General features: G+C 28.8%; 23 protein-coding genes. 15 read left to right on the top strand and 8 right to left on the bottom strand.

Annotated features, from left to right (window positions below):
• Nucleotides 1-36: 36 nt before the first annotated feature.
• The 3 genes from ACIJYI_RS04290 to ACIJYI_RS04280 all read right to left on the bottom strand — a co-directional run bounded on the left by ACIJYI_RS04290 (nucleotide 37) and on the right by ACIJYI_RS04280 (nucleotide 2,757).
• Nucleotides 37-1,176 (bottom strand): glycine cleavage T C-terminal barrel domain-containing protein, encoded by a 1,140-nt coding sequence (locus tag ACIJYI_RS04290; RefSeq protein ID WP_435113067.1) that lies wholly within the window; start codon nucleotides 1,174-1,176, stop codon nucleotides 37-39.
• Between the two features lie 90 nt (nucleotides 1,177-1,266).
• The gene (aceA, locus tag ACIJYI_RS04285; protein WP_435113065.1) at nucleotides 1,267-2,541 is read right to left on the bottom strand and encodes an isocitrate lyase; all 1,275 of its coding nucleotides are present in this window, start codon (nucleotides 2,539-2,541) and stop codon (nucleotides 1,267-1,269) included.
• Between the two features lie 54 nt (nucleotides 2,542-2,595).
• Nucleotides 2,596-2,757, bottom strand: a complete 162-nt coding sequence (locus tag ACIJYI_RS04280; RefSeq protein ID WP_435113063.1) for a hypothetical protein — start codon at nucleotides 2,755-2,757, stop codon at nucleotides 2,596-2,598.
• Nucleotides 2,758-2,868: 111 nt separating this feature from the next.
• On the opposite strand from ACIJYI_RS04280, the gene ACIJYI_RS04275 reads away from it, so the two are divergent.
• Nucleotides 2,869-4,299 carry a helix-turn-helix domain-containing protein gene (locus ACIJYI_RS04275; RefSeq protein ID WP_435113061.1) on the top strand — a complete coding sequence of 477 codons (1,431 nt, stop codon included), beginning with the start codon at nucleotides 2,869-2,871 and terminating at the stop codon, nucleotides 4,297-4,299.
• 13 nt (nucleotides 4,300-4,312) lie between these two features.
• Here the strand turns inward: ACIJYI_RS04275 and ACIJYI_RS04270 are convergent, their stop codons facing one another.
• Together ACIJYI_RS04270 and ACIJYI_RS04265 are read right to left on the bottom strand one after the other, a co-directional pair.
• Nucleotides 4,313-4,990 carry a nucleotidyltransferase family protein gene (locus ACIJYI_RS04270; RefSeq protein WP_435113059.1) on the bottom strand — a complete coding sequence of 226 codons (678 nt, stop codon included), beginning with the start codon at nucleotides 4,988-4,990 and terminating at the stop codon, nucleotides 4,313-4,315.
• Nucleotides 4,980-5,933, bottom strand: coding sequence for a polysaccharide biosynthesis protein (locus tag ACIJYI_RS04265; RefSeq protein WP_435113057.1), 954 nt, complete (start codon nucleotides 5,931-5,933; stop codon nucleotides 4,980-4,982). Before ACIJYI_RS04265 ends, ACIJYI_RS04270 begins: the two co-directional genes overlap by 11 nt.
• Before the next feature lie 42 nt (nucleotides 5,934-5,975).
• Between ACIJYI_RS04265 and ACIJYI_RS04260 the strand changes: the two genes are divergently transcribed.
• The 4 genes from ACIJYI_RS04260 to ACIJYI_RS04245 are packed head-to-tail and all read left to right on the top strand — an operon-like array spanning nucleotide 5,976 to nucleotide 8,381.
• Complete coding sequence (locus ACIJYI_RS04260; RefSeq protein ID WP_435113055.1) at nucleotides 5,976-6,902, top strand: hypothetical protein; 927 nt, start codon at nucleotides 5,976-5,978, stop codon at nucleotides 6,900-6,902.
• 40 nt (nucleotides 6,903-6,942) lie between these two features.
• Nucleotides 6,943-7,212: a GNAT family N-acetyltransferase gene (locus ACIJYI_RS04255; protein WP_435113053.1), complete on the top strand. Its 270-nt coding sequence runs from the start codon at nucleotides 6,943-6,945 to the stop codon at nucleotides 7,210-7,212.
• Between the two features lie 43 nt (nucleotides 7,213-7,255).
• Complete coding sequence (locus tag ACIJYI_RS04250; RefSeq protein WP_435113051.1) at nucleotides 7,256-7,813, top strand: hypothetical protein; 558 nt, start codon at nucleotides 7,256-7,258, stop codon at nucleotides 7,811-7,813.
• Nucleotides 7,814-7,817: 4 nt separating this feature from the next.
• A complete protein-coding gene (locus tag ACIJYI_RS04245) occupies nucleotides 7,818-8,381 on the top strand; it encodes an SOUL family heme-binding protein (protein WP_435113049.1) in 564 nt (187 codons plus the stop codon).
• An 18-nt stretch (nucleotides 8,382-8,399) separates the two neighbouring features.
• Here ACIJYI_RS04245 and ACIJYI_RS04240 read toward each other — a convergent pair whose 3' ends face one another.
• Nucleotides 8,400-10,937, bottom strand: coding sequence for an ABC transporter permease (locus tag ACIJYI_RS04240; RefSeq protein WP_435113047.1), 2,538 nt, complete (start codon nucleotides 10,935-10,937; stop codon nucleotides 8,400-8,402).
• Entirely contained in the window at nucleotides 10,921-11,586 is a 666-nt protein-coding gene (locus ACIJYI_RS04235; RefSeq protein WP_435113045.1) for an ABC transporter ATP-binding protein, read from the bottom strand. The genes ACIJYI_RS04240 and ACIJYI_RS04235 overlap by 17 nt, the downstream gene beginning before the upstream one ends.
• On the opposite strand from ACIJYI_RS04235, the gene ACIJYI_RS04230 reads away from it, so the two are divergent.
• The 5 genes from ACIJYI_RS04230 to ACIJYI_RS04210 are packed head-to-tail and all read left to right on the top strand — an operon-like array spanning nucleotide 11,585 to nucleotide 15,644.
• The gene (locus ACIJYI_RS04230; protein WP_435113043.1) at nucleotides 11,585-12,193 is read left to right on the top strand and encodes an arylesterase; all 609 of its coding nucleotides are present in this window, start codon (nucleotides 11,585-11,587) and stop codon (nucleotides 12,191-12,193) included. The two genes, ACIJYI_RS04235 and ACIJYI_RS04230, sit on opposite strands and share 2 nt — an antisense overlap.
• A 33-nt stretch (nucleotides 12,194-12,226) precedes the next feature.
• Nucleotides 12,227-12,772 carry a tetratricopeptide repeat protein gene (locus tag ACIJYI_RS04225; protein ID WP_435113041.1) on the top strand — a complete coding sequence of 182 codons (546 nt, stop codon included), beginning with the start codon at nucleotides 12,227-12,229 and terminating at the stop codon, nucleotides 12,770-12,772.
• A 45-nt stretch (nucleotides 12,773-12,817) separates the two neighbouring features.
• Nucleotides 12,818-13,999, top strand: a complete 1,182-nt coding sequence (locus ACIJYI_RS04220; RefSeq protein ID WP_435113039.1) for an NAD(P)/FAD-dependent oxidoreductase — start codon at nucleotides 12,818-12,820, stop codon at nucleotides 13,997-13,999.
• A gap of 46 nt (nucleotides 14,000-14,045) precedes the next feature.
• Nucleotides 14,046-14,669 carry an SOS response-associated peptidase gene (locus ACIJYI_RS04215; protein ID WP_435113037.1) on the top strand — a complete coding sequence of 208 codons (624 nt, stop codon included), beginning with the start codon at nucleotides 14,046-14,048 and terminating at the stop codon, nucleotides 14,667-14,669.
• 39 nt (nucleotides 14,670-14,708) lie between these two features.
• Entirely contained in the window at nucleotides 14,709-15,644 is a 936-nt protein-coding gene (locus ACIJYI_RS04210) for an SHOCT domain-containing protein (RefSeq protein WP_435113035.1), read from the top strand.
• Between the two features lie 58 nt (nucleotides 15,645-15,702).
• On the opposite strand, the gene ACIJYI_RS04205 is transcribed toward ACIJYI_RS04210, so the two are convergent.
• Complete coding sequence (locus ACIJYI_RS04205) at nucleotides 15,703-16,731, bottom strand: permease (protein ID WP_435113033.1); 1,029 nt, start codon at nucleotides 16,729-16,731, stop codon at nucleotides 15,703-15,705.
• 112 nt (nucleotides 16,732-16,843) lie between these two features.
• Between ACIJYI_RS04205 and ACIJYI_RS04200 the strand changes: the two genes are divergently transcribed.
• From ACIJYI_RS04200 to ACIJYI_RS04180, 5 genes are all read left to right on the top strand, one after another.
• Nucleotides 16,844-18,190, top strand: a complete 1,347-nt coding sequence (locus ACIJYI_RS04200; RefSeq protein WP_435113031.1) for an NAD(P)/FAD-dependent oxidoreductase — start codon at nucleotides 16,844-16,846, stop codon at nucleotides 18,188-18,190.
• A gap of 65 nt (nucleotides 18,191-18,255) precedes the next feature.
• A complete protein-coding gene (locus ACIJYI_RS04195) occupies nucleotides 18,256-18,705 on the top strand; it encodes a YtoQ family protein (protein WP_435113029.1) in 450 nt (149 codons plus the stop codon).
• Nucleotides 18,706-18,710: 5 nt separating this feature from the next.
• Nucleotides 18,711-19,823, top strand: a complete 1,113-nt coding sequence (gene rseP / locus ACIJYI_RS04190; protein ID WP_435113027.1) for an RIP metalloprotease RseP — start codon at nucleotides 18,711-18,713, stop codon at nucleotides 19,821-19,823.
• Between the two features lie 157 nt (nucleotides 19,824-19,980).
• Nucleotides 19,981-20,256 (top strand): HU family DNA-binding protein, encoded by a 276-nt coding sequence (locus tag ACIJYI_RS04185; protein ID WP_028037150.1) that lies wholly within the window; start codon nucleotides 19,981-19,983, stop codon nucleotides 20,254-20,256.
• A gap of 141 nt (nucleotides 20,257-20,397) precedes the next feature.
• A complete protein-coding gene (locus tag ACIJYI_RS04180) occupies nucleotides 20,398-21,699 on the top strand; it encodes an ammonium transporter (RefSeq protein WP_435113025.1) in 1,302 nt (433 codons plus the stop codon).
• Nucleotides 21,700-21,753: the final 54 nt, after the last annotated feature.

Here is a 21,753-nt window from a genome sequence, read left to right as displayed (position 1 = left end):
CCTCATTTTATGAGGCCTTTTTTTTATCTATTATTATTAAGCTTTAGTTATATTTTTTTTAGGATCATAAAAAGGAATTTTAACTATTTGTGACAAGAAATTTTTATTATCAGTTTTAACTTCTAATACTGATCCAATTTCTGAATAAGTTATCTCAACCATAGCTAATGCAATATTCTTTTTAAGTCTAGGTGAATATACTGCTGAAGTAACCTTACCAATTGTTTTACCATTTATTTGAACTGGCCAAAAAGTTGTATTAGGTCCAACTAACGGATTACAATCAATTATTAAACCAACTTGCTTTCTTTTAATACCGTTGTGTTTGATTTTCTTTAAGGCATCCTTACCTATAAATTTAGTATCCGTATCTAAATTTACTAATCTATCAAAACCAAGTTCAAATGGATTTGTGTTTATATCAGCATCTGCGTGATAAGATAACATTCCACCTTCAATCCTTCTAATTGTAGAAGTGTGACCTGGTTGAATTCCATGTTCGTTTCCAGCATCCATAATTTTTTCATATAACTCATTTCCTCTAGAACTATCTCTTAAATATATTTCATAGCCAAGTTCACTAGACCAACCAGTTCTAGACACAATTAATGGGATGCCATCTAGACTACATTCTTTAAGCCAATAATATTTTAAATTTCTTATTTCTTCCCCAAATAATTTAACCATAATTTCTTGTGAAATTGGTCCTTGTAATTGCAAAGGAGAAACATCTGGTTCAGTTATTTTAACATCAAGTCCAGAGTTAATAGCAACTCCTTGAGCCCAAAGCAAAATATCACTATCTGCAAGGGATAACCAAAAATGATTTTCAGCAAGTCTTAATAAAACTGGATCATTTAATATACCGCCATCATTATTAGTAATTAAAACATACTTGCATTGCCCAATAGCAAGTTTTGATAAATCTCTAGGTGTTAATATTTGAATAAATTCGTATGCATCAGCGCCGGTTATTTCAACTTGTCTTTCTACCGCAACATCACAAAGAATAGCTTTTTCAATTAAATTCCAAAAGTTTTTTTCAGGATTACCAAAGTCTCTGGGAATATACATATGGTTATAAACTGAAAATCCAGTGGCACCCCATTTTACAGTTGAATCAAAATAAGGTGATTTTCTAATTTGAGTTCCAAAACCGAAGTCTTTATTGATCATTTTTCTCCATAACAGTCTTAATAATTATTTACAAATAAAAAATAGCCTAGTTAAAGGCTATTAAAAAAAATTGAGGGAATTAATTTTTATTTAAAATTGCTCAGATTCAGTTGAACCTGCCATAGCAGTTGTGGAACTTTTACCACTGCTAATAGTATTAGATACAGCATCAAAATACGAAGTACCAACTTCTCTTTGATGCTTAACACTAGTGTAACCATCCTTTTCTCTAGAAAATTCTTGTTGTTGAATTTTTGAGTAAGCGGTCATACCTTCTTTTTTATATTTTTCAGCAAGTTCAAAAATTGCAATATTTTGCGTGTGAAAACCAGCTAAAGTAATAAATTGAAATTTATATCCCATCTTAGCGATCTCTTGTTGGAATGAGGCAATTTCATCATCACTTAAATGTTTCTTCCAATTAAATGAGGGAGAACAGTTATATGCTAATAGTTTTCCTGGAAATTTTTCATGTATTGCATCCGCAAATTTTTTAGCTTCTGCAAGATTTGGAGTTGCTGTTTCACACCAAATTAAATCTGCATAGGGTGCATATGCAAGTCCTCTTGAAATAGCTTGTTCTATTCCATCTTTAACGTAGAAAAAACCTTCAGGAGATCTTTCACCAGTTAAAAATGGTTTGTCATTTTCATCAAAATCATTTGTAATCAATTTTGCAGCGTTAGCATCTGTTCTTGCTAGAATGATTAGCGGCACTTCTGCAATATCTGCTGCTAATCTTGCTGATTTTAAATTTTTTACCATTGTACCTGTTGGAACCAAAACTTTTCCACCCATGTGACCACATTTTTTTTCACTAGCTAACTGATCTTCAAAATGAACACCTGCAGCACCAGCTCGTATAAATTTTTTAGTTAATTCAAATACATTAAGTGGCCCACCAAATCCTGCCTCACCATCAGCAATTATAGGTAACATATAATCAGTTTTATCTTCTTTTTTCATATCACCATCTAATAATTCCATATGTTGGATTTGATCTGCTCTAACCAATGAGTTGTTCATCGTCTCAACTAATTTAGGAGCACTATCATAAGGGTATAAAGATTGGTCCGGATACATTTCACCTGCAGTGTTTGCATCTGCTGCAACTTGCCATCCACTTAAGTAAATCGCTTTCAACCCAGCTTTTGCATGTTGAACAGCCTGGTTACCAGACAATGATCCAAGTGTATTTACATAAGCCTCAGTATTTAATAAATTCCAAAGTTTTTGTGATTGATTTTTACACAATGAATATTCAATTTTAATTGATCCTCTTAATCTCTCAACCTCATCATCTGTATAATCACGTTTTATTCCAGCAAATCTTTTTAAGTCGTATGAGATATTTTCTGCACTCATTATTGTTTATCCTATGATGTTAGTTTTAGAGAAAATTGAATTAGTAAGAATGGATTAGTTATTATCGTCTAGAGACTTAATAAGATCACTCATCCCACTTGAACCCCAATCACAATGATCATCTCTCATATAGATACCTCTACTGTTGTGCTGATCAAAATCTTCTTTTTTAATGATTTGAGCTTCATTTTCATTGTTATTTATTTTTTTATTCATGTAAATTTTATAATTTACAAAGTTTACTAAATCTACCAAAAAGTTAAAAAGACTTGTAAATCAAAGAAAAAAATTGTAAAAATAAATTTACAAAGTTTACAAATAGAAAATATGAGTCAATTAGATTTAAAAATAGGGCCTAAAATCAAAGCTTTTCGAAGACAGCTGGGTCTTCAAGCCAACAAATTAGCTGAAGAACTAAGTATTTCTCCGAGTTATTTAAATTTAATTGAGAGTGGCAAAAGAAAGATTGATGGCGATCTTTTACTAAAAGTATGTGAAAAGCTTAATATTGAATTATCACATCTTACTTCAAAAGCAGATATTAATTTACAAAACACTATTTCTGAAATTTTAGATGATAGTTTATTTGAAGATTTAGATATTTTAGGACCCGAGGTAAAAGATCTAGTAAGCACAAATCCAAAAATTGGAAAAGCAATTGTAAGACTTGGAGATATTTTAAAAAAAAAAGATCACGAGTTAATTGATAAGATTGAAAAAATTTCTGGAAAAATAGTTGATAATAGAAAAAATTCTTTTCCAGGTGAAGTTATTTCAGATTTTTTACAACAAAATAAAAATTATTTTCCAAAACTAGAGGACTTTGCAAATAAAGTTTTCAATAAAATCCAAAAAAATAATAGAACAAGGTATATTGCTCTTTGTGATTATTTAAATTCAGAATATTCAATTAATGTTAAAGATGTAATACCTGATGAAAATAAACCTTTTTCAAAAATCTATAATAAGAATAAAAATGAATTATTGTTAAGTGATTATAGTTCATTAGAAACAAAAAAACTTCATGCAGCAGCACAAATAGCGCAAGAAGGTGCTAATGAAGAGATTAATGATTATTTATCCAATTTTAGTTTTCCATCTGAAGAATCTAAAAAATTAACTAAAGTTGCCTTACTAAATTATTGTGCTGCAGCAATATTGATGCCTTATAAACTTTTTCATACAGAGTGTAAAAAACTTAAATATGATTTAGAATTGTTACAAAATACATTTGCTACATCATTTGAACAAGTTGCACATAGAGTTACTTGTTTACAAGATCCAAAACTTCCGGGTATTCCTTTTCATTTTTTAAGAGTTGATATGGCAGGGAATATTTCAAAAAGATTTTCACTATCAGGAATTGATATTCCTAGATATGGCGGAGCTTGTCCTAGATGGAATGTTTATTCAGCACTAACTAGACCTGGTGTTATTCAGGCTGCTGTAAGTAAAATGACTAATGGTGAAAAATATGTTTGTATCGCTAGAACAGTTGAAAAAGGTATTGGTCGATTTGGACAAGCTAAAAGTATATTGTCAATAGGACTTGGCTGTGAAGCAAAATACGCAAAAGATTTTGTTTATACCGAAAATATAAATATTAACGATAAATCAACAGAGATACCTATTGGTGTTTCATGTCGGACTTGTGATAGATTAGATTGTTCTCAAAGGGCATTTCCACCACTTCATAAAAAATTTGATATTGACATCAATACCCGAGGTGTTTCTGTTTATGTTGGTGATAAAAATTAAATAATAAAAGTTTTTAGTATCTTTTTTTTAAATTATTATAATTTTCAATATTATCCACTGTATACCACTTTTTTGGCTCAATATCTGATACGTAAAGCTGTTTAATCTTCATCAATCTTTTCCAAAGAATATTAAAGTCATTTGTTGGTTTTATTTTTAGGTTTATTTTTTTTGGATTTAAGACCTGTATTCCAGTACAGTAAATACTTGATTTTTTCTTTCTAGAAAGACCATTAACTACATTTTTTTTACTAAATATATAGTCTCCAGACAAACCAGCCACTGGTTGAGTAGGTATAATCATACAAAGAGGTTGTTTTTTTTTATAATAATCTTTTTCAATTTTTTTAAAGTCAATATCTGTAACGTTATCGCATGTTAAAACATAAATTGGCTTATCAAAATATTTAAACATAGAGTTAAAAATCCACCAAGCATTACCTTTGTTATTTGTATTAATGATAGAAGAAACTTTTTGCTCAATTAAATGTTTTGCAAGTATTGGACCTTTGTATCCAACAGATATATGAATAAAACTAATATATTTTTTTAGTTTGTTAATTCCATTTGATATTAAAGAACTTTGTTTAAATTTTATTAGTCCTTTTGGAATTTTTTTAGTCAAAGGCATTAATCTTGTGCCTCTTCCAGCAGCCATTATGAATGCATGGTCTATTTTTTTAGAGATCATTATTATTTATCCCAAATCTAATTATTTTTTCTATTTCAGATTGAGATAATCTTTTAGCATTTTGAGAAGATACGATTTTTTTAAGTGGCTTTTTTGACATCTTGTTAAAGTCTATAACATAATATTTTTTGTTTTTAATATTTATAGAGTGTGTATATTTTAATTCATCTTCACCTATTAAATATTCATCCAATCTATCACCTTTTCTTGAATTAATAACTTTGTATTTGCCTCCAAGTTTTTTTATCCAAACTTTCAAAATTTCAATCATTTTTGCTGATTTCATTTCTGCAGATAAAATTTTTCCATTTAATTTGTCTTTAAGTTTTAATGCTTGATCAACTAAACTTACCGCTTCATCAACAGAAAAGAAAAATCTTCTCATATTAGGTCCTGTTGTAAGAATCGTTTTATTTTTGTTAAACATTTGTTTCCAAATTGGTAGCACTGAGCCTGTTGACCAGGCAACATTACCATATCTAACACATATGAATTTCGTTTTACCATAAGGGTTGCTTGAACAAAATAATCTTTCCATGCAAGATTTACTTAATCCATAAATATTTTTTATTGGTGGTGAGGCTTTATCTGTAGATATACCTATGACAGTTGGAATTTTTTTATTTAAACATGCTCTAGCAATATTTGTAGAGCCCAATATGTTTGTGTCTATGCATTCAAATGGAAATTTTTCAGAGAGATCAACAAATTTAGTAGCAGCGGCATGGATAACAATATCTGGCTTAGTAAAATTTAAACAATCATTAACAGAATTTAAATTTGAAACATCTAAAGGGACAGTTTCACAATTAGTCAGGTTTTTAACTAAGAAATTCTGCTTATTATTTCTAGCACCTAAAAAAACTTTGTATTTTTTTCGGTAAAAAATAGCTAAATTTCTGCCTAAATAACCAGTTCCACCTGTAATTAAAATTTTTTTCATTATAAAATTATGATAAATATTTTTTTAATTCTTAATATAATAATGTCTATATCGATACATATACCTTTTTACAATCCAAATCCTCAAAAAAAAGAAGGTTATAGACAATTAACTAGGTTCGAATTTTTAAAAGAAAATATTGAAAATTTAAAAAGCTTATCAATTAAAAGTGATATCTTTATTCACACTCACAATGATTTTTTAGATAATAAGAATCTAGATGCAAAAATTATTAATCACTCAATTAGTGAGGCAGATGTAAATAAAGGTCTATTAACATGGTTATTGAGGCCTTTAATGGAAAAGCAAAAAGATGATTATGAATATTTTATGTATTTAGAGCATGATATAAAATTTTCAGAGGAGAATCTTAGATATTTTTTAAAATATGATGTCTCTTTAAATGAAAAAAAATTTCATTTAGGATTTTTAGTTTATGAAAGAAATCACAATGATCAAAAAAAATACTGCATACATTTAACTAAAAAATTACAAAAATTTATAAAGATTAATTCACAAAAATTTTTCATAAATGATTTTGAAAATTATTGTTGTTTTTGGATATACAATAAAAAGATATTTAAAAATTTTATAAAAACAAAATGGTGGTCTTTTGAAAAAAAACCAACCAATTTTAAACATAATTATGGAATTACAGAAAGATCGTCTATTGGTTATCACGCATTTAGTATGAACTATTTTAAAGCAACGTTATTACCAGAAATTAATGACAAACCAGACCCAGATTGCTTTGTTGAGCATATGACAAATAATTATTTTGAAAAATTTTCAGATACAGATAAAAAAAATTATTATGATATTAGAGGTGTTTGCAAATATGATATTAAAAATTTATATGAAGATGATCAAAATCAAGAAGAAAAAAGTGATTTTTTTTATTTAATTAGATTTGTAAAATCATTTTTTTGGAAATTAAGATTTTTAAAACGAATGATTAAAAAATTATAAATTTTAATTAATAGTTTTTTTTTCAAATAGTTAAATTTATATGAAAAAATTTGATTTATCTAATTTCACACTTCAAGAGTCAGATGGAGTTTTAATTTTAAAAAATGATTATACAACAGTGGGTTTTGTAAGATTTAATTCAGAGAGTGAAATCGAATACATATTTGTTAATCCAATTTTTAGAAAACAAGGTTTGGCAAAAAAATTACTTAAAATGGTTGAAAAAAAAACCTGTAAAAAAATTATTTTTCAGGATCCAATCAGTCCTCTTGGGGAAAAATTACTTCAGTCGTTAGGCAAGTATAATTAATCACATATATTGGATTAAATATTTATGCTAAGTATTCTTAATAATGATTAGCAAAAAATTTAAACCTCGTATCAAAGCCAGAATTAGAAAAAACAAACAATCTGTTAACAAAACAATTAATAATTTTTTTGAGTGGATTAAAGGGTCAAAATTAATTGAATTAAAAGAATGCAATACTGTAGATGATCCTGTTAGACCTGAGTTAGATAATGATTTTAGAACTGGTTATGGTCGAAAAATTTATGGTGTTGAATATAAAGGAGAAATACACGCTGTTATGTGTTTTGCTTATACCAATAAAATTCCTACAAGTGTTGAAGAGTTAGAAAAATTTAGCACAGATGCTTTTTTACAAAGTGCAATGAGAGATCAAAATATTGGTCAAATTGCAATTGCATATACTGTTTGGTCTACAAAAAAAGGTGGTGGTAAACTAATCGTAAAAGAGGTTTTTAAGAAAATAAAGAAATCTAATCATTTAAATAGATTGGTTACTTTATCCCCACTTACTGAAATGGCTACAAAATTTCATCTAAGAAATGGTGCAAAACTTTTGCAAATTAATGAAACTACACAAAATTTCGAATATAAAGTTATTTAAATTCATGAAAAATTTAAAATTCTACGCTCTATTATTTTGTGTTTTACATATTTTAACTTATTCTAACGCCATGGCTATTGAAGAGGCAAATTATGAAGTAGTAGAAAAAAATTCAATTTATGAGATACGAAAATACTCAGATCGATTAGCAGTCGAAACTGTAACAGATAATCAAAATAATAGTTTTAGAAAACTTTTTAATTATATTTCTGGAAATAATAAAACAAATGAAGAAATTAAGATGACCACTCCAGTAACTCGTATTGAAAAAGACGGTAGGATGACAATGCAGTTTTACTTACCACAAAAATTTAATCAAAATAATGCACCTGACCCCAAAAGAAGTGATGTTGAATTAATTAATATTGAGGGAGGATATTTTGCAGTGTTGAGATATTCAGGAAGATCTTCAGACAAAAATTTTATTAAACATAGAGATATTTTATCAAATGAATTAAATAAAAAAAATGTTTCGATAAAAAGTTCACCTATAATGGCAACCTATAACAGTCCTTTTACACTCCCTCCTTTTAGAAGAAATGAAGTAATGTTCAAAATTAGTTTTTAAATTTTTAAACTTCAAATATTATTGATTTCTAATCAATGGATAAACTTTTGGGTTTAAATATTTTAGGTTTGTAAGCATTATCAAAGTTAAGGTAACCAAACCTATGCTTAATCCTAAATTAAATAAAACTTTAAAATCAAAAGCCCACACCAATTCAAAAATATTTTCCATTATAAATTTAGAGGCAATTACCGCAAAAAAGATAGCTATTAATATTACTGATTTAAAAATAATTACAAATTCTATTAGAGAGGATAAAATTACCTCTTTTTTTGAAAACCCTAATATCTTAAAAACTAAATTTTGATATTCTTTGACTTTTCCTTGAACCATAATAGCGCTTGAAATAACAATTAATCCAATAATAATAGTCACTGCAGAAATAAGTGTTACAGCTACAAACACCTTATTTAAAACGTCTGTTACTTTATTTAAATAATCTGCGATCTTAATCATAGATAAACTTGGTAACGATTCTAACATTAAAGTTTCATCAAACTTTTCAATAGTTTCAAATTTAGCTGTTGCCAAATATTCATGAGGAATATTATTTGCAAATTGAGGATTAAATAACATTGCAAAATTAATATTAAGATCACGGTAATCAACAGCTCTAAAATTTACAATTTCACCATCAACTTCTCTACCATAAATATTAAGTGTAAACACATCACCTAACTTTATATTTAAATCTTTTGCAACTTCTGCATCTAAAGATATTTGAAGTTGGTCAGGTTTGCTAAGATCCCACCATTCACCCTCAGTTAATGGATTATCTTTTGGAATTTCATCTACCCATGAAGATCTTCTGTCACTCCCAATAACCCAATAACTATCATCACCAGGCTTTATATATGTATTTGGGTTAATACCATTTATTTTAGTAATGCCAGATGAAACCATAGGCACTACTTCAATTTTAGCATTTGGATCCATTTGTAGAATGTTATTTTCAAATTTATTTTTTTCACCTTTTTGAATACCAACAAAAAAATAATCTGGAGCGATATCTGGTATAGATTTTGCAATTTCTCTTTTAAAATTAGTACCAACTAATGATAGCGTAAGTAGCAATGTCACCCCTAAACCTAAAGACATAATTGTAATAGGAGTAATACTTTTTGTTTGCGTTATATTTTTAATGGATACTTTTAAGGATATATTGGAAGAAGATTTAAATTTTTTTAAGAAATAAATGATTATTTTTGAAAGTAGAAAAAATACAATCAAACATACAAAGAAAGCTACAAAATACCCAAGACTATATATAGGATTTTCAGATCTTACACTAAATAGAAAAACCAAAACAGATAATAAGATTATACTTAAAGCTGCAGATTTTTTTGAATAATAAAATTCTAAATTTTGAAATACATTTCTAAATAAATTAGAGGCTTTTACTTGATCGATTGAACTTATGGTTGGAATTGAAAAAATTATTAACACTAACAATCCAACTAAAAATATTTTAATAAAATTAATAATTGAAAACACTGGAGAAACATTAAGTCCTAATCCATCTGATAAGTATTGATCTACAATAGGAACTAGTAAAAAACTTGAACTATAAGCAAATATCGTGATTAATAAAAGTAAGATTAATAATTGAAGATAATACAATGTTTTAATATTGCCTGAGTAAAATCCCACTGCTTTTCTAACTGCAATTGACATATTATTTTGATTGATAAAAGAAAGAAGAGTATTTGCTATTCCGATTCCAGCAATCAGCATAGCACTAATAGAGACTAATGATAAAAACTGTGAAAAATTATTTATAATCTCTTTTAATCCACTTGCAGAATTTTCAGGATACCTAAGTTGAGCTTTTTGATCATCTTTAAATAGATTCTTTATTCTTTTTTCTATCTTATTAGGATCATCACTTTCGTTAAATTTTACTTTGTACTCATAATTTAAAAAACTACCAATTCCATTTAATTTTAAAATTTCTAATGTTTGATCACCTGCAAGTGCCCAATCACCAAATGCAACAAAACCGCTTACATCGGGTACAGATTTTACAACTCCTATAATTGTAAATAATTGATTTTGAACTTTAATTTTGTCATTAATCTTTAGATTTAAATTTTTGGATAAACTTTCATTTATTAGCAAAGTATTGGGCTCATTATGCATTCTATCAAATGCACCTGCCGGTTCATAATCAACTGAACCATACAAAGGATATTTAGTATCTACAGTTTTTATTCTGGTAAAAAGAGATTTATTCTTTTCTCTACCGATTGTTGAGACCATTGTGCTAAATTCAATCATTTGAGAAATAGTTGCAAATTCTTTTACTTGATTGACTAGCTCAAGATTTCCTTCATTACGATTAAAGTCAATTTCAAGATCTCCACCTAACAGAGCTTTAGCATTATCGTTAAGTTCCTTTTTTAAGCTATCTTCAATTGTGAAGATGGCACTTAAAATGAAAAGACTAATAAAAAGAGTTATTATAATGCTGGCGAGTTTTTTATAATTTCTGCTTAAATCTTTTAAAGCATACTTAAAAATTAAATTAAGTTCAGATGGATTATTTAATTTTTCCATCTTTAATTTTAATTTTACGTTTTGCTTTATTTGCTAATTTTGGATCATGAGTTACCATAATTAATGAAGAACCTTCATCTTTAACATAGTTAAATAATATATCTGATATCATTACTGAATTCTCAGTATCTAAATTTCCTGTGGGTTCATCAGCTAAGATCAATTCTGGTTTCATTGCAATTGCTCGAGCTATAGCTACTCTTTGTTGTTCCCCTCCAGATAGTTGACTTGGTAAATTATTAAATCGATGACTAAGTCCAAATCGATCCAATAATAGTTTTGCCTCCTTTTCTGAATTTTTAAATTTATTCAGCTCAAGGGTTAATGCTACATTTTCAACTGCAGTGTAATTTGGGATTAGGTAGAATGACTGGAATATAATTCCAATATTTTTTCTTCTTATCTCTGAGACTTCATCTTCACTCAATTTTGTGATTTCATGATTTTGAAAAAATATTTTTCCAGATGTTGCTTTTTCTAATCCACCAATTAGCATAATAAGACTAGTTTTTCCTGATCCACTTTCTCCAACAATAGAGATTGTCTCTTTTTTCTTGGTAGTTAGATTTACATCTTTTAAAACTCTTATATTATCTTTACCAGTTTGATATTTAAGATTTATTTTATTTAATTTAAGAAGAACGCTCATGAATAAAAGTTTTATTATTAAAATTATTGTAATTTGTCTAGTCACTATAAAAGTAAGTGCGATAGAAAAAGTTATATTATTTGGAGATAGTTTGATGGCTGGTTATGGATTACCTAAGGAGCAACATTTATCAGTAGTTTTGCAAAAAAGGTTACAGATAGACGGTTATAATATTGAAATTATTAATGGCAGTGTTTCAGGCAGCACTTCTGCAGGTGGATTAAACATAGCTGAATGGACTTTATCAGAGTCTGATATTGATCTAATGATTTTATCCCTTGGAGCTAACGATATGTTAAGAGGTATCAATCCAAAAGAGACAAAAAATAATTTAGAAGAAATCATTAAAATTGCCAAAAATAAAAATATTAAAACAATTATAGCAGGAATGATTGCGCCTACTTCTTATGGTTTTGAGTATAAGAAATCTTTTGATCAAATTTTCTTTGATTTATCAAAAAAGTATAAATTACAATTAATTCCTTTTCTACTTGAAGGTGTAGCACAAAAACCTGAATTTAATTTAAGTGATGGCATGCATCCAAATGACCAGGGTACAATTATCATTGGTAATACTCTAAAAAAAGCTATCTTAGAAAATCTATAAAGACTCAATATTATTTTTTTGTTAACATTTTTAATGAAAAAGATTCTAACAATTATTATTTTATGTCTTACAACAACGACTTTAAGTGCAAATGATAGAAACCTTGAGTTGGATAAATTATTTTTAGAATTAAAAAAAAATATTCCATCTTTATCATCAGGAATTGCACAACAAATTTGGATGCTGTGGAGTACTCATCCTACAGATCAAAAATTGACATCGCTTTTAGATGAGGGCTCAAGATTAGTTCAAGATCAACAATTAAAAAGAGCTATTGATGTTTTTACAGAGGCAATTGAATTGGACCCTAGCTGGGCTGAGGCTTGGAATAAAAGAGCAACAGTATTATATATGGTTGGAGAATTTCAAAAATCTCAAGATGATATTGATAAAGTTTTAGAATTAGAAGAAAGACATTTTGGAGCTTTAGCGGGACAAGGAATGGTTAATATAAAATTAAAGAATTACGATAAAGCTAAAAAAAGCTATCAAAAAGCACAAGAAATTTATCCTTCCATGAAATCATCTAAGGTAATGATTGAACAAATTGACGAGTTAATTAAAAGACAATCAATTTGATTATTTAAAGTAAGATTTTTTTTCAGATTTAATTGTTAGGAAGTTATGAGCATTCAATACGATGTAATTATAATTGGGGCAGGCGCAGCTGGCATGATGAGTGCTATTGAAGCTGGTAAGCGTGGACGAAAAGTTCTTCTTGTAGATCATTATAAAAAAATAGGTGAAAAAATTAGAATTTCAGGCGGTGGTAGATGTAATTTTACCAATATTCACACAAACCCTAACAAGTTTCTTTCACAAAACCCTAAATTCATAAAATCAGCATTAAGTCAATACACACAAAATGATTTTATTAATTTAATTAAAAAGTATGAAATTAAATTTCATGAAAAAAAATTAGGACAACTATTTTGTGACCAAAGTGCTCAACAAATTGTTGAAATGCTACTTAAAGAATGTCAGCTAGCAAACGTTACTATTTTAAAAAATTTTATTATAAAAGATGTTAGTAAAGAAAATGATCAATATCTTGTATCAACAGAAACTGACAAGTATTCGTCCCAATCTCTAATTGTTGCAACTGGTGGATTATCAGTTCCTAAAATTGGTGCTACTTCATTCGGTTATGAAATCGCTAAAAAATTTGATCATCAAATTATTGAAACCTTACCTGCTTTAGTGCCACTAACTTTTAACGAAAAGATATTAGAAATGTGCAAAGAATTAACAGGGCTTTCTGTTGAAGCCATTGTTTCTTTTAATAAAGTATTATTTCAAGAAGGAATGTTGTTCACACATAGAGGTTTAAGTGGACCCTCTATTTTGCAAATTTCATCATATTGGAAACAAGGAGACAATATAAAAGTTAATTTGTCACCAAAATTAAATATTTACCAACTATTAGAAGAAAAAAGAAAATCAAATCCTAAAATAGATATTTTAAATATTGTAAGTGATATTATGCCTAAAAGATTAGCTCAAATAGTTTGTAGTGAAAATAGAGTTGGTGGGAACATTTCAGAACTATCTAACAAAATGTTAAAAAAACTGAGTGACAATATCAACACATGGACAATAAATCCAACAGGAACAGAAGGATATAGAACTGCAGAGGTAACATTAGGTGGAGTTAATACTAAAGAATTATCTTCAAAAACAATGATGTCTAATAAACACAAGAATTTATTTTTTATTGGTGAAGTGGTTGATGTAACAGGACATTTGGGTGGATATAATTTTCAATGGGCTTGGTCTTCTGGTTATGTTGCGGGCCAATATGCTTAAAAACCATCATGTCGACTCAACTCATTCTATTTGCTAAAATAAATTTATGTGTGGAAGATATGTTATCAAAAATCCAGTTACTAAAACTAGTAAATTAGTTAAATCAGCAATTCAAGTTGAAGATACTGAAAACTATAACGCACATCCGTATCAAAAACTTCCAGTTATAAAAAAATATAAAAATGGCAATACATTAGAGGCTCTCAAATGGGGTTTAATCCCAAGCTGGGCTAAAGATAAAGATTTTAAAGCTTTAATTAATGCAAGATTAGAGACTATCGATGAGAAAGTTTCATTTAAAAAATTAATTAAAAACAATAGATGTGTTGCAGTTGCTGATGGTTTTTATGAATGGAAAAGAGAAGAAAATGAAAAAACACCACATTATTTTACAAGAAAAGATAGTAAACCAATTTTTTTTGCTGGTATTTTTGAAGAAGATCAATTTTGTTTAATTACAGAAGAAGCAAAAGAAAACATTGACGAAATACATAACCGACAACCTGTAATAATTAACCAAACAGATATTAATCGATATTTAAATTTAGAATTACAAGGTTCTACTTTTTTAAAAGAATGTAATAAACCTGATCTTATATTTCATGAAGTATCAAAAGATGTGAATAAACCTACAAATAATATCGCTTCTTTAATTCAAAGAACAAATTAATTTCGTTTAAAAATCAATAAAATTTAAGTATTATTTTTTATGAAAAAATTTCTTTCATTTTTATTATTTATTATATTTTTTATTAATTCAAATATTTCCCTAGCAATAGATTATAAAAAAGGTGAAATTCTTAAAGACAGTTTTCAAGTAAGCAAAAAATTTAAAATTGATTTACCACCTGGGGATTGGACATTAATTCAACGAAATAGATGGAGCTATTATGGTTTAAGATCAAAATCAAACATTATTGTTAGAACAGAAAATAATAAAGTTGTTGAAGGAATGATTTTAGAGGAAATGCACACAGCTGGGGTTTATGAGTACATAATTAATAATGCTTTAAATCAGATTGTTTTTAAAGGAAAGTATGATGGCTGTTATGAAAGACCAGAATATTATTACTTAAATTTTTATCGAAAAGGAACAACACACAACTGTTTTAGAGCAGGTCATACTAATTTTTATAATAGAATTTATAATCCAAAAGATCCTGAATTAGGCAACGCATATTCACAGACTAAAAAATGGTTTAGAGAAACTTCTGTCGAAGTTCCTAAAATTGGATTGTGGAGTAATCACAGTTACTTTTCAAGACTAAATTATGGAAAATGGTTTGTATTAAGTTATTATATTGACCCAAGTATTTTAAATGCACCAGAAAATAATTTTTTTACAGAAGAGAGTTCAGAGTATCATAAAAATAGAATTCAAAATTATCCCGAACATGAGAAAATAATGAAACAATGGATGTTAATTTCTGCTCAACGACACAGAAACTTTGAAAAATCAGTAAAAGCTCTAGATAGACATCATCTTAACTTAGATAAATTTGTCTCAGTAGATACACGGTCATACAAAAATTCAGAAACATCAAATGACATAGTTTTAGAGATCCAAAAGTTAAATGACATGTATAAAAGTGGTATTTTAACAAAAGAAGAATTTGAAAAAGCAAAAAAGAAAATTCTTAACTAAATAACTAAGACCAATAAATAACAGCGCATCATTAATTTAAAGAACAAATTAATTTAGTTTAAAAATTAACATAAAATTGAAAAGCTATTCCACATAAAATAGCTCCTCCAAAACCGAAAGTTAAATAAGCGATAAATGTAGAGCGGTTCACAAGAGACCAAACAGCTGTCATTGCTGGAATAGAACTGATTGCTCCACCAACTAGAAAAGCCATAGCACCACCAGCACTCAATCCTTGTTCAATTAATCCTGACACAATAGCTGGTGCTGCATAAGAATTTAAGTAAGCAGGTACACCAGCAAAAGCTCCTATAACAATAGATAACAATCCATCTCCTGACAAAAAACTTCCAATTACTTGAGCAGACATAAATTGAACCATTAATGCTTCAATTAAATAAGCAAGCGATAACCATTTTAATAAAAATAATCCATTAGTTATAAATTCATCTCTAAAAATTTTAGTTCTTTCTGAATTATTCCAAAATTTTAAGACAAGCTCTTGATTAAAAGGATCTTTAGTATCGCAGCATGAGCCACTACTAGATCTATTTTGATCTTTTAATGGGCTAGCAAACATCCCAAGTTTTGTTAAAAAATAAATTCCAAAACCACCAATTAAACCAATAGTTAATGCTGAAATTGTTTTTGCTATTGCATAATCCCAACCAAGAGCACTTGCTGTGATCAACAGAGCAGGAGGATCAATTAAAGGTGAAGATAACCAAAAAGCCATCACAGCAGATAGCGGAACTCCTAAAGCTAGCATACTTGCTATAAAAGGTATTACTTCACATGAACAAAATGGAGCAAGACCACCAACTAATGTTGCGATAAAAATTGTTCTAACTTCTTTTCCTTTAAATGCTTTTGAAACTAAACTTTCGGCACCAGTTGCTTTTAAATAAGCAACTAAACTTACTGCAAATAAAATAAATAGTACAGTTCCCATCAAAGCATTAATGGCAAAAGTTAAAATTGAATTAAAATTTTCAGGAATAAATAAAAAAATTAAGAATGGAGTTAAAAATACTAATGTCCATACTGATTTAATGTTATTAATACTTTTTATGTTGAAAGTTTTCATCCACATAATTTATTAAATCATAGTCAATTATTTTTGTCATTAATATACTGAAATTTAATTAAAACTTATCAATATCTTGTTAAACTAACTCAATTAGATAGACTTTAATAAAATGAAAAATTTATACCATTCAGATATTTACAAATTTGATACTCCTGTCAGTAGTTATTGGGAGGATACTTCAAGCGAAAATTTAAATTTAGAAAAGTTAACAAAAGATATTAATTCAGAAATTATGGTAATTGGTGGTGGATATACAGGATTGGTTTGTGCAATTAATTTAATAGAAAATCATAACTTAGATGTCATTTTAGTTGAAGCTGGAAAAATAGGTTGGGGTGCATCTTCAAGGAATGCTGGGTTTAACTGCTTACCTCCAAGTAAGATGTCTTTTAAAAAAATGCAATCTATTTATGGAGCGGAGGAGACAAAGAAGTTTTTTAAAAATTCAGTTGAAGGCTCTAATCATACAAAAGATATTATTAAAGAATATAATATTGATTGTGATGTAACAGGAGAAAGTAGTTATGTTGTCGCTCATCATAAAAATAAATTTGAACAAATAAAAGAGCAAGCTGAGGTTTATAAATCTGAGTTTGATATTGAGACTAAAATTTATTCAAAAGAAGAATTTGATGAAATTGGACATCAAGGAACGGAGCAATATGGAGCTTTTTCATATAAACCAGCATTTGCAATTAATCCTCTTAAATTTGTAAATGGAATTGCAAAACATGCTTTATCAAAAAAATTAAAGATATTTGAACACACTAAAATAGATCAGATTAATAAAGAAAATGGATCTTATATTTCAAAAACTAAAGAAGGATCTATACGATCTAAGAAAATAGTAGTTGCAACGAATGGGTTTTATCAAGAAGGATTAATTCCTCAAATGGATGGAAGGGTACTGCCTGTTATCTCAAACGTAATAGTAACTAGAAAACTTAATGAGGATGAACTTAATGCTCATAACTTTAAAACATTTTCGCCTATCGCTAATACAAAAAACCTTTTGTATTATTATAGAAAATTACCTGATAATCGAATTTTGTTTGGAACTAGAGGAGATTTAACCGGAAGTGATCAATCTAATTTAACTATGTCAAAAAAGATGGAAAAGTTTTTAAAAGATATTTTTCCGCAATGGTCTAATGTCACGATTGATTATAATTGGCGAGGGTTGATCGCTTTATCCCAAAAGCTTGCCCCATCTATTGGTAAAATTGATAATGAAGAGATTTATTATGGATTTGGTTATAACGGAGTAGGTGTTAGTGCAGCTCCTTGGACTGGAAAACAACTGTCTAAACTAGTTTTTTCATCAAACAGTAAAGATCTTAATATCTCAAAAATCTATAAAGGATTACCTAAAAAGTTTATTTTTCCTCAATTAAGGACTTTTTATTTTAGATTGGCTGTGTGGTTTTATGCAATTAAAGATAAATTAAACATTTGATATATAGTTAAATATATTAATAAAGATTGTCTAAGAAAGAGACTTAATAGTAAACAGGAGAAGAAATGTTAAAAGTATATTTAGCGGGTGAAATTCATACTAATTGGCGTGAGGAAATAATTGAAAATTGTAAAAAAGAAAATTTAAATATTCAATTTTCATCTCCTGTAACAGATCACCCTTCATCAGATGATTGTGGTGTCGAAATTTTAGGCGCTGAAGAGAAAAATTTTTGGAAAGATAGAAAAGGTGCCAATATCAATTCAATTAGAACTAAAAAATCTATTAAAGACAGCGATGTGGTCGTTGTTAAATTTGGTGAAAAATACAAACAATGGAATGCAGCCTTTGATGCGGGATATGCATCTGCATTAAATAAATCAATTATTGTTATACAAAATGAAGATCATCAGCATGCTTTAAAAGAAATAGATGCTGCAGCCTCAGCTGTAGCCTCAGATCAACTGCAAGTAGTTAGAATATTAAAATATGTTTTAGAAGGTTCATTGAAATAAAAATTATGCTTACTTATATTATTCCATTTATTGTTTTGATTTTGGTCGTGGTATTTATTCACGAGTACGGTCATTATTATTTTGCAAGAAAATATGGGGTAGGTGTTACTGATTTTTCTATAGGATTTGGTAAAGAAATATTTGGTTGGAATGATAAATCTGGCACAAGATGGAAGATTTGCTGGATACCTTTAGGAGGATATGTAAAGTTTTTTGGAGATCGAAACGTATTCTCACAAGCAGATCAAGAAAAGATTTTAAAACAATACAATAAGGAAGATCAAGATAAGTTATTTGTGTTAAAACCCCTATATCAAAGAGTTTTAATAGTATTTGGTGGCCCACTTGCTAATTTTTTATTAGCAATTGCAATTTTCTTTTCTATTTATACTTTTATTGGAAAAGATTTTACTCCAGCAGTAATTAATGAAGTTCAAAAAGATAGCCCAGCAATGATTGGAGGTTTAAAACAAAATGATATCATCTTAGAAATTGATGGCAATAAAGTTAATAGTATCATGGATGTTTCAAAATTTATTACTACTTCAACTGGTGAGATTATTGATTTTAAAGTTAAAAGATTTGATCAAGAATATTTATTAAAAGTTAAACCCAATATTGTTTTGAGTGATGATAATTTAGGTAATAAAATTAATAAAAGAATGGTTGGTATTAAACTTGGTGCTTACAATAATGAAATCAATCATGTTAAATTAGGACCAGCCCAAGCTCTCATTCATTCTGTTAAAGAAGTTTATTTTGTGAGCGCTACATCACTAAAATATATTGGCAGTATGTTTAAAGGCACTGGTGATACCTCCCAATTAGGGGGACCAATTAGAATTGCTAAGATTACTGGTCAAGTAGCTGAAATTGGTATCTTACCTTTTATTTCAATCATGGCTTATATTTCAATAAGTCTTGGTTTAATTAACTTATTTCCTATTCCAATGTTGGATGGCGGGCATTTAATGTTTTATGCTTTTGAGAAAATCTTAGGTAGACCTTTATCTCAAAAAACACAGGAAGGTTTTTTTCGAATCGGAATGTTTTTGTTGTTATCATTGATGTTTTTTACAACATTTAATGACCTAAAAGACCTTGGTTTATTTAATTAGCAGATCTCTTATAGATGTTAATTAAGTAAGTAAAATCAACGTTATTTTACATATTTACAAGATATTGTAGTTATAAAAATTATAGACACTAAAAAAAAGCTTGATTTATCAACGTTTATGACAAATATGAATATTAACCAACAAAACCGGAGCTAAAATGAACAAAAAACAACTAATAGCACAGCTTTCTGGCTCATTAAACTTGAGCAAAGCAGATGCTGAAAGAACATTTGATACAATTACCAACACTATTTTAGATGCACTAAAAGGTGATGACTCAGTAAAAATTGCTGGGTTTGGTACTTATAAAGTAGCTAAAAGAAAAGCAAGAGTTGGAAGAAACCCTAGAACAGGTGAACAAATCCAAATCGCTGCTTCTCAAAAAGTAAAATTCTTACCTGCAAAAGCTTTAAAAGAAGTATTCAACAAGTAATCATTTTTTTTAACAGCCCTAACGTCTTTAAATACGTTTTGGGCTGTTACTATATGCAAAAACTGCATACCAAATTTACCTAATCAGCGTTAGTTTTTAAAATTCATCAATTTATAAGACTTCATATTAACGGGAGGTTTTATGAATAAAATTATTAAATTAATATCGGCACCAATACTCTCATTTGTAATGTTAATTGGTTTAACTAGTGTTGGAAATGCTGAGACAACTGTATCAGCGGAAGTAGGGTTTATTTTTAATACTCTATTTTTTTTAATTTGTGGTTTCCTTGTCATGTTCATGGCAGCAGGTTTTGCAATGCTTGAGTCTGGTATGGTAACTTCAAAAAGTGTTTCTGTAATTTGTGCAAAGAATATTGGTCTTTATGCAATATCAGGAATTATGTTTTGGCTTGTTGGTTACAACTTAGCATACGGTATTCCAGAAGGTGGATACATAGGAAATTTTGTGCCTTGGTCAGATGCCAGTGCATTAGAAACTGGCTATTCAGATGGATCTGACTGGTTTTTTCAAATGGTATTCTGTGCAACAACAGTTTCAATTTGTTCAGGAGCTATGGCTGAAAGAATAAAATTATGGCCATTCTTTTTATTTGCAGCAATTTTAGCTGGAATAATTTATCCAATCGTGATGGGTTGGCAGTGGGGTGGAGGCTGGTTAGCTGAAATTGGTTTTTCTGACTTTGCTGGGTCAACATTAGTTCACTCAACTGGTGGTGCAGCTGCGCTTGCAGGTATAATTATACTTGGACCAAGACATGGTAGATTTACAAAATCTGGTGTACCAACACCAATCAAACCTTTTGCTGCTTCATCAATACCTTTAGTTACAATTGGTGTTTTTGTACTTTGGTTAGGATGGTTTGGATTTAATGGAGGGTCACAACTAGCTCTTGGATCATTTGCTGATGCTGTTTCGGTTTCTACAATCTTTATCAATACTAATTTAGCAGCTTGTGGTGGTGTATTAGCAGCGGCAGTAGTTACTAGATTGATGTTTGGTAAAACTGATGTAGTTCAAATGTTGAATGGTGCAATAGGTGGATTAGTTGCCATAACAGCAGAACCATTAGCTCCATCACCCTTAACTGCAATTTTAATTGGTGCTGCTGGTGGTGTCATTGTTGTGTTCGGAACTAAATTGCTATTTAGTTATAAGCTTGATGATGTTGTTGGAGCAATACCAGCTCATTTACTTTCAGGTATTTGGGGAACATTAGCCGTGCCATTAACAAACCCGGATGCAACATTTAGTGCTCAATTGATAGGAGTAGTTTCAGTAAATGCATTAGTGTTTATTGTTTCATATTTTGTCTGGTCAATTATGAATTCTTTATTTGGTATTACTTTAAGTAAAGAAGCCCAAGCGAAAGGGACAGACGTAACTGAAACTGGAGTGATAGCTTACGCAATTAGAGACTAAAAATATTCTCTCTCAATAACGTTGAAGGTCCCTTAGAAATAAGGGGCCTTTTTT

The organism is Candidatus Pelagibacter bacterium nBUS_36 (assembly GCF_051201215.1).
Lineage (GTDB): Bacteria > Pseudomonadota > Alphaproteobacteria > Pelagibacterales > Pelagibacteraceae > Pelagibacter.
The sequence above is the reverse complement of the archived record's forward strand: the minus strand, read 5'-3'. Positions and strand labels throughout refer to the sequence as shown.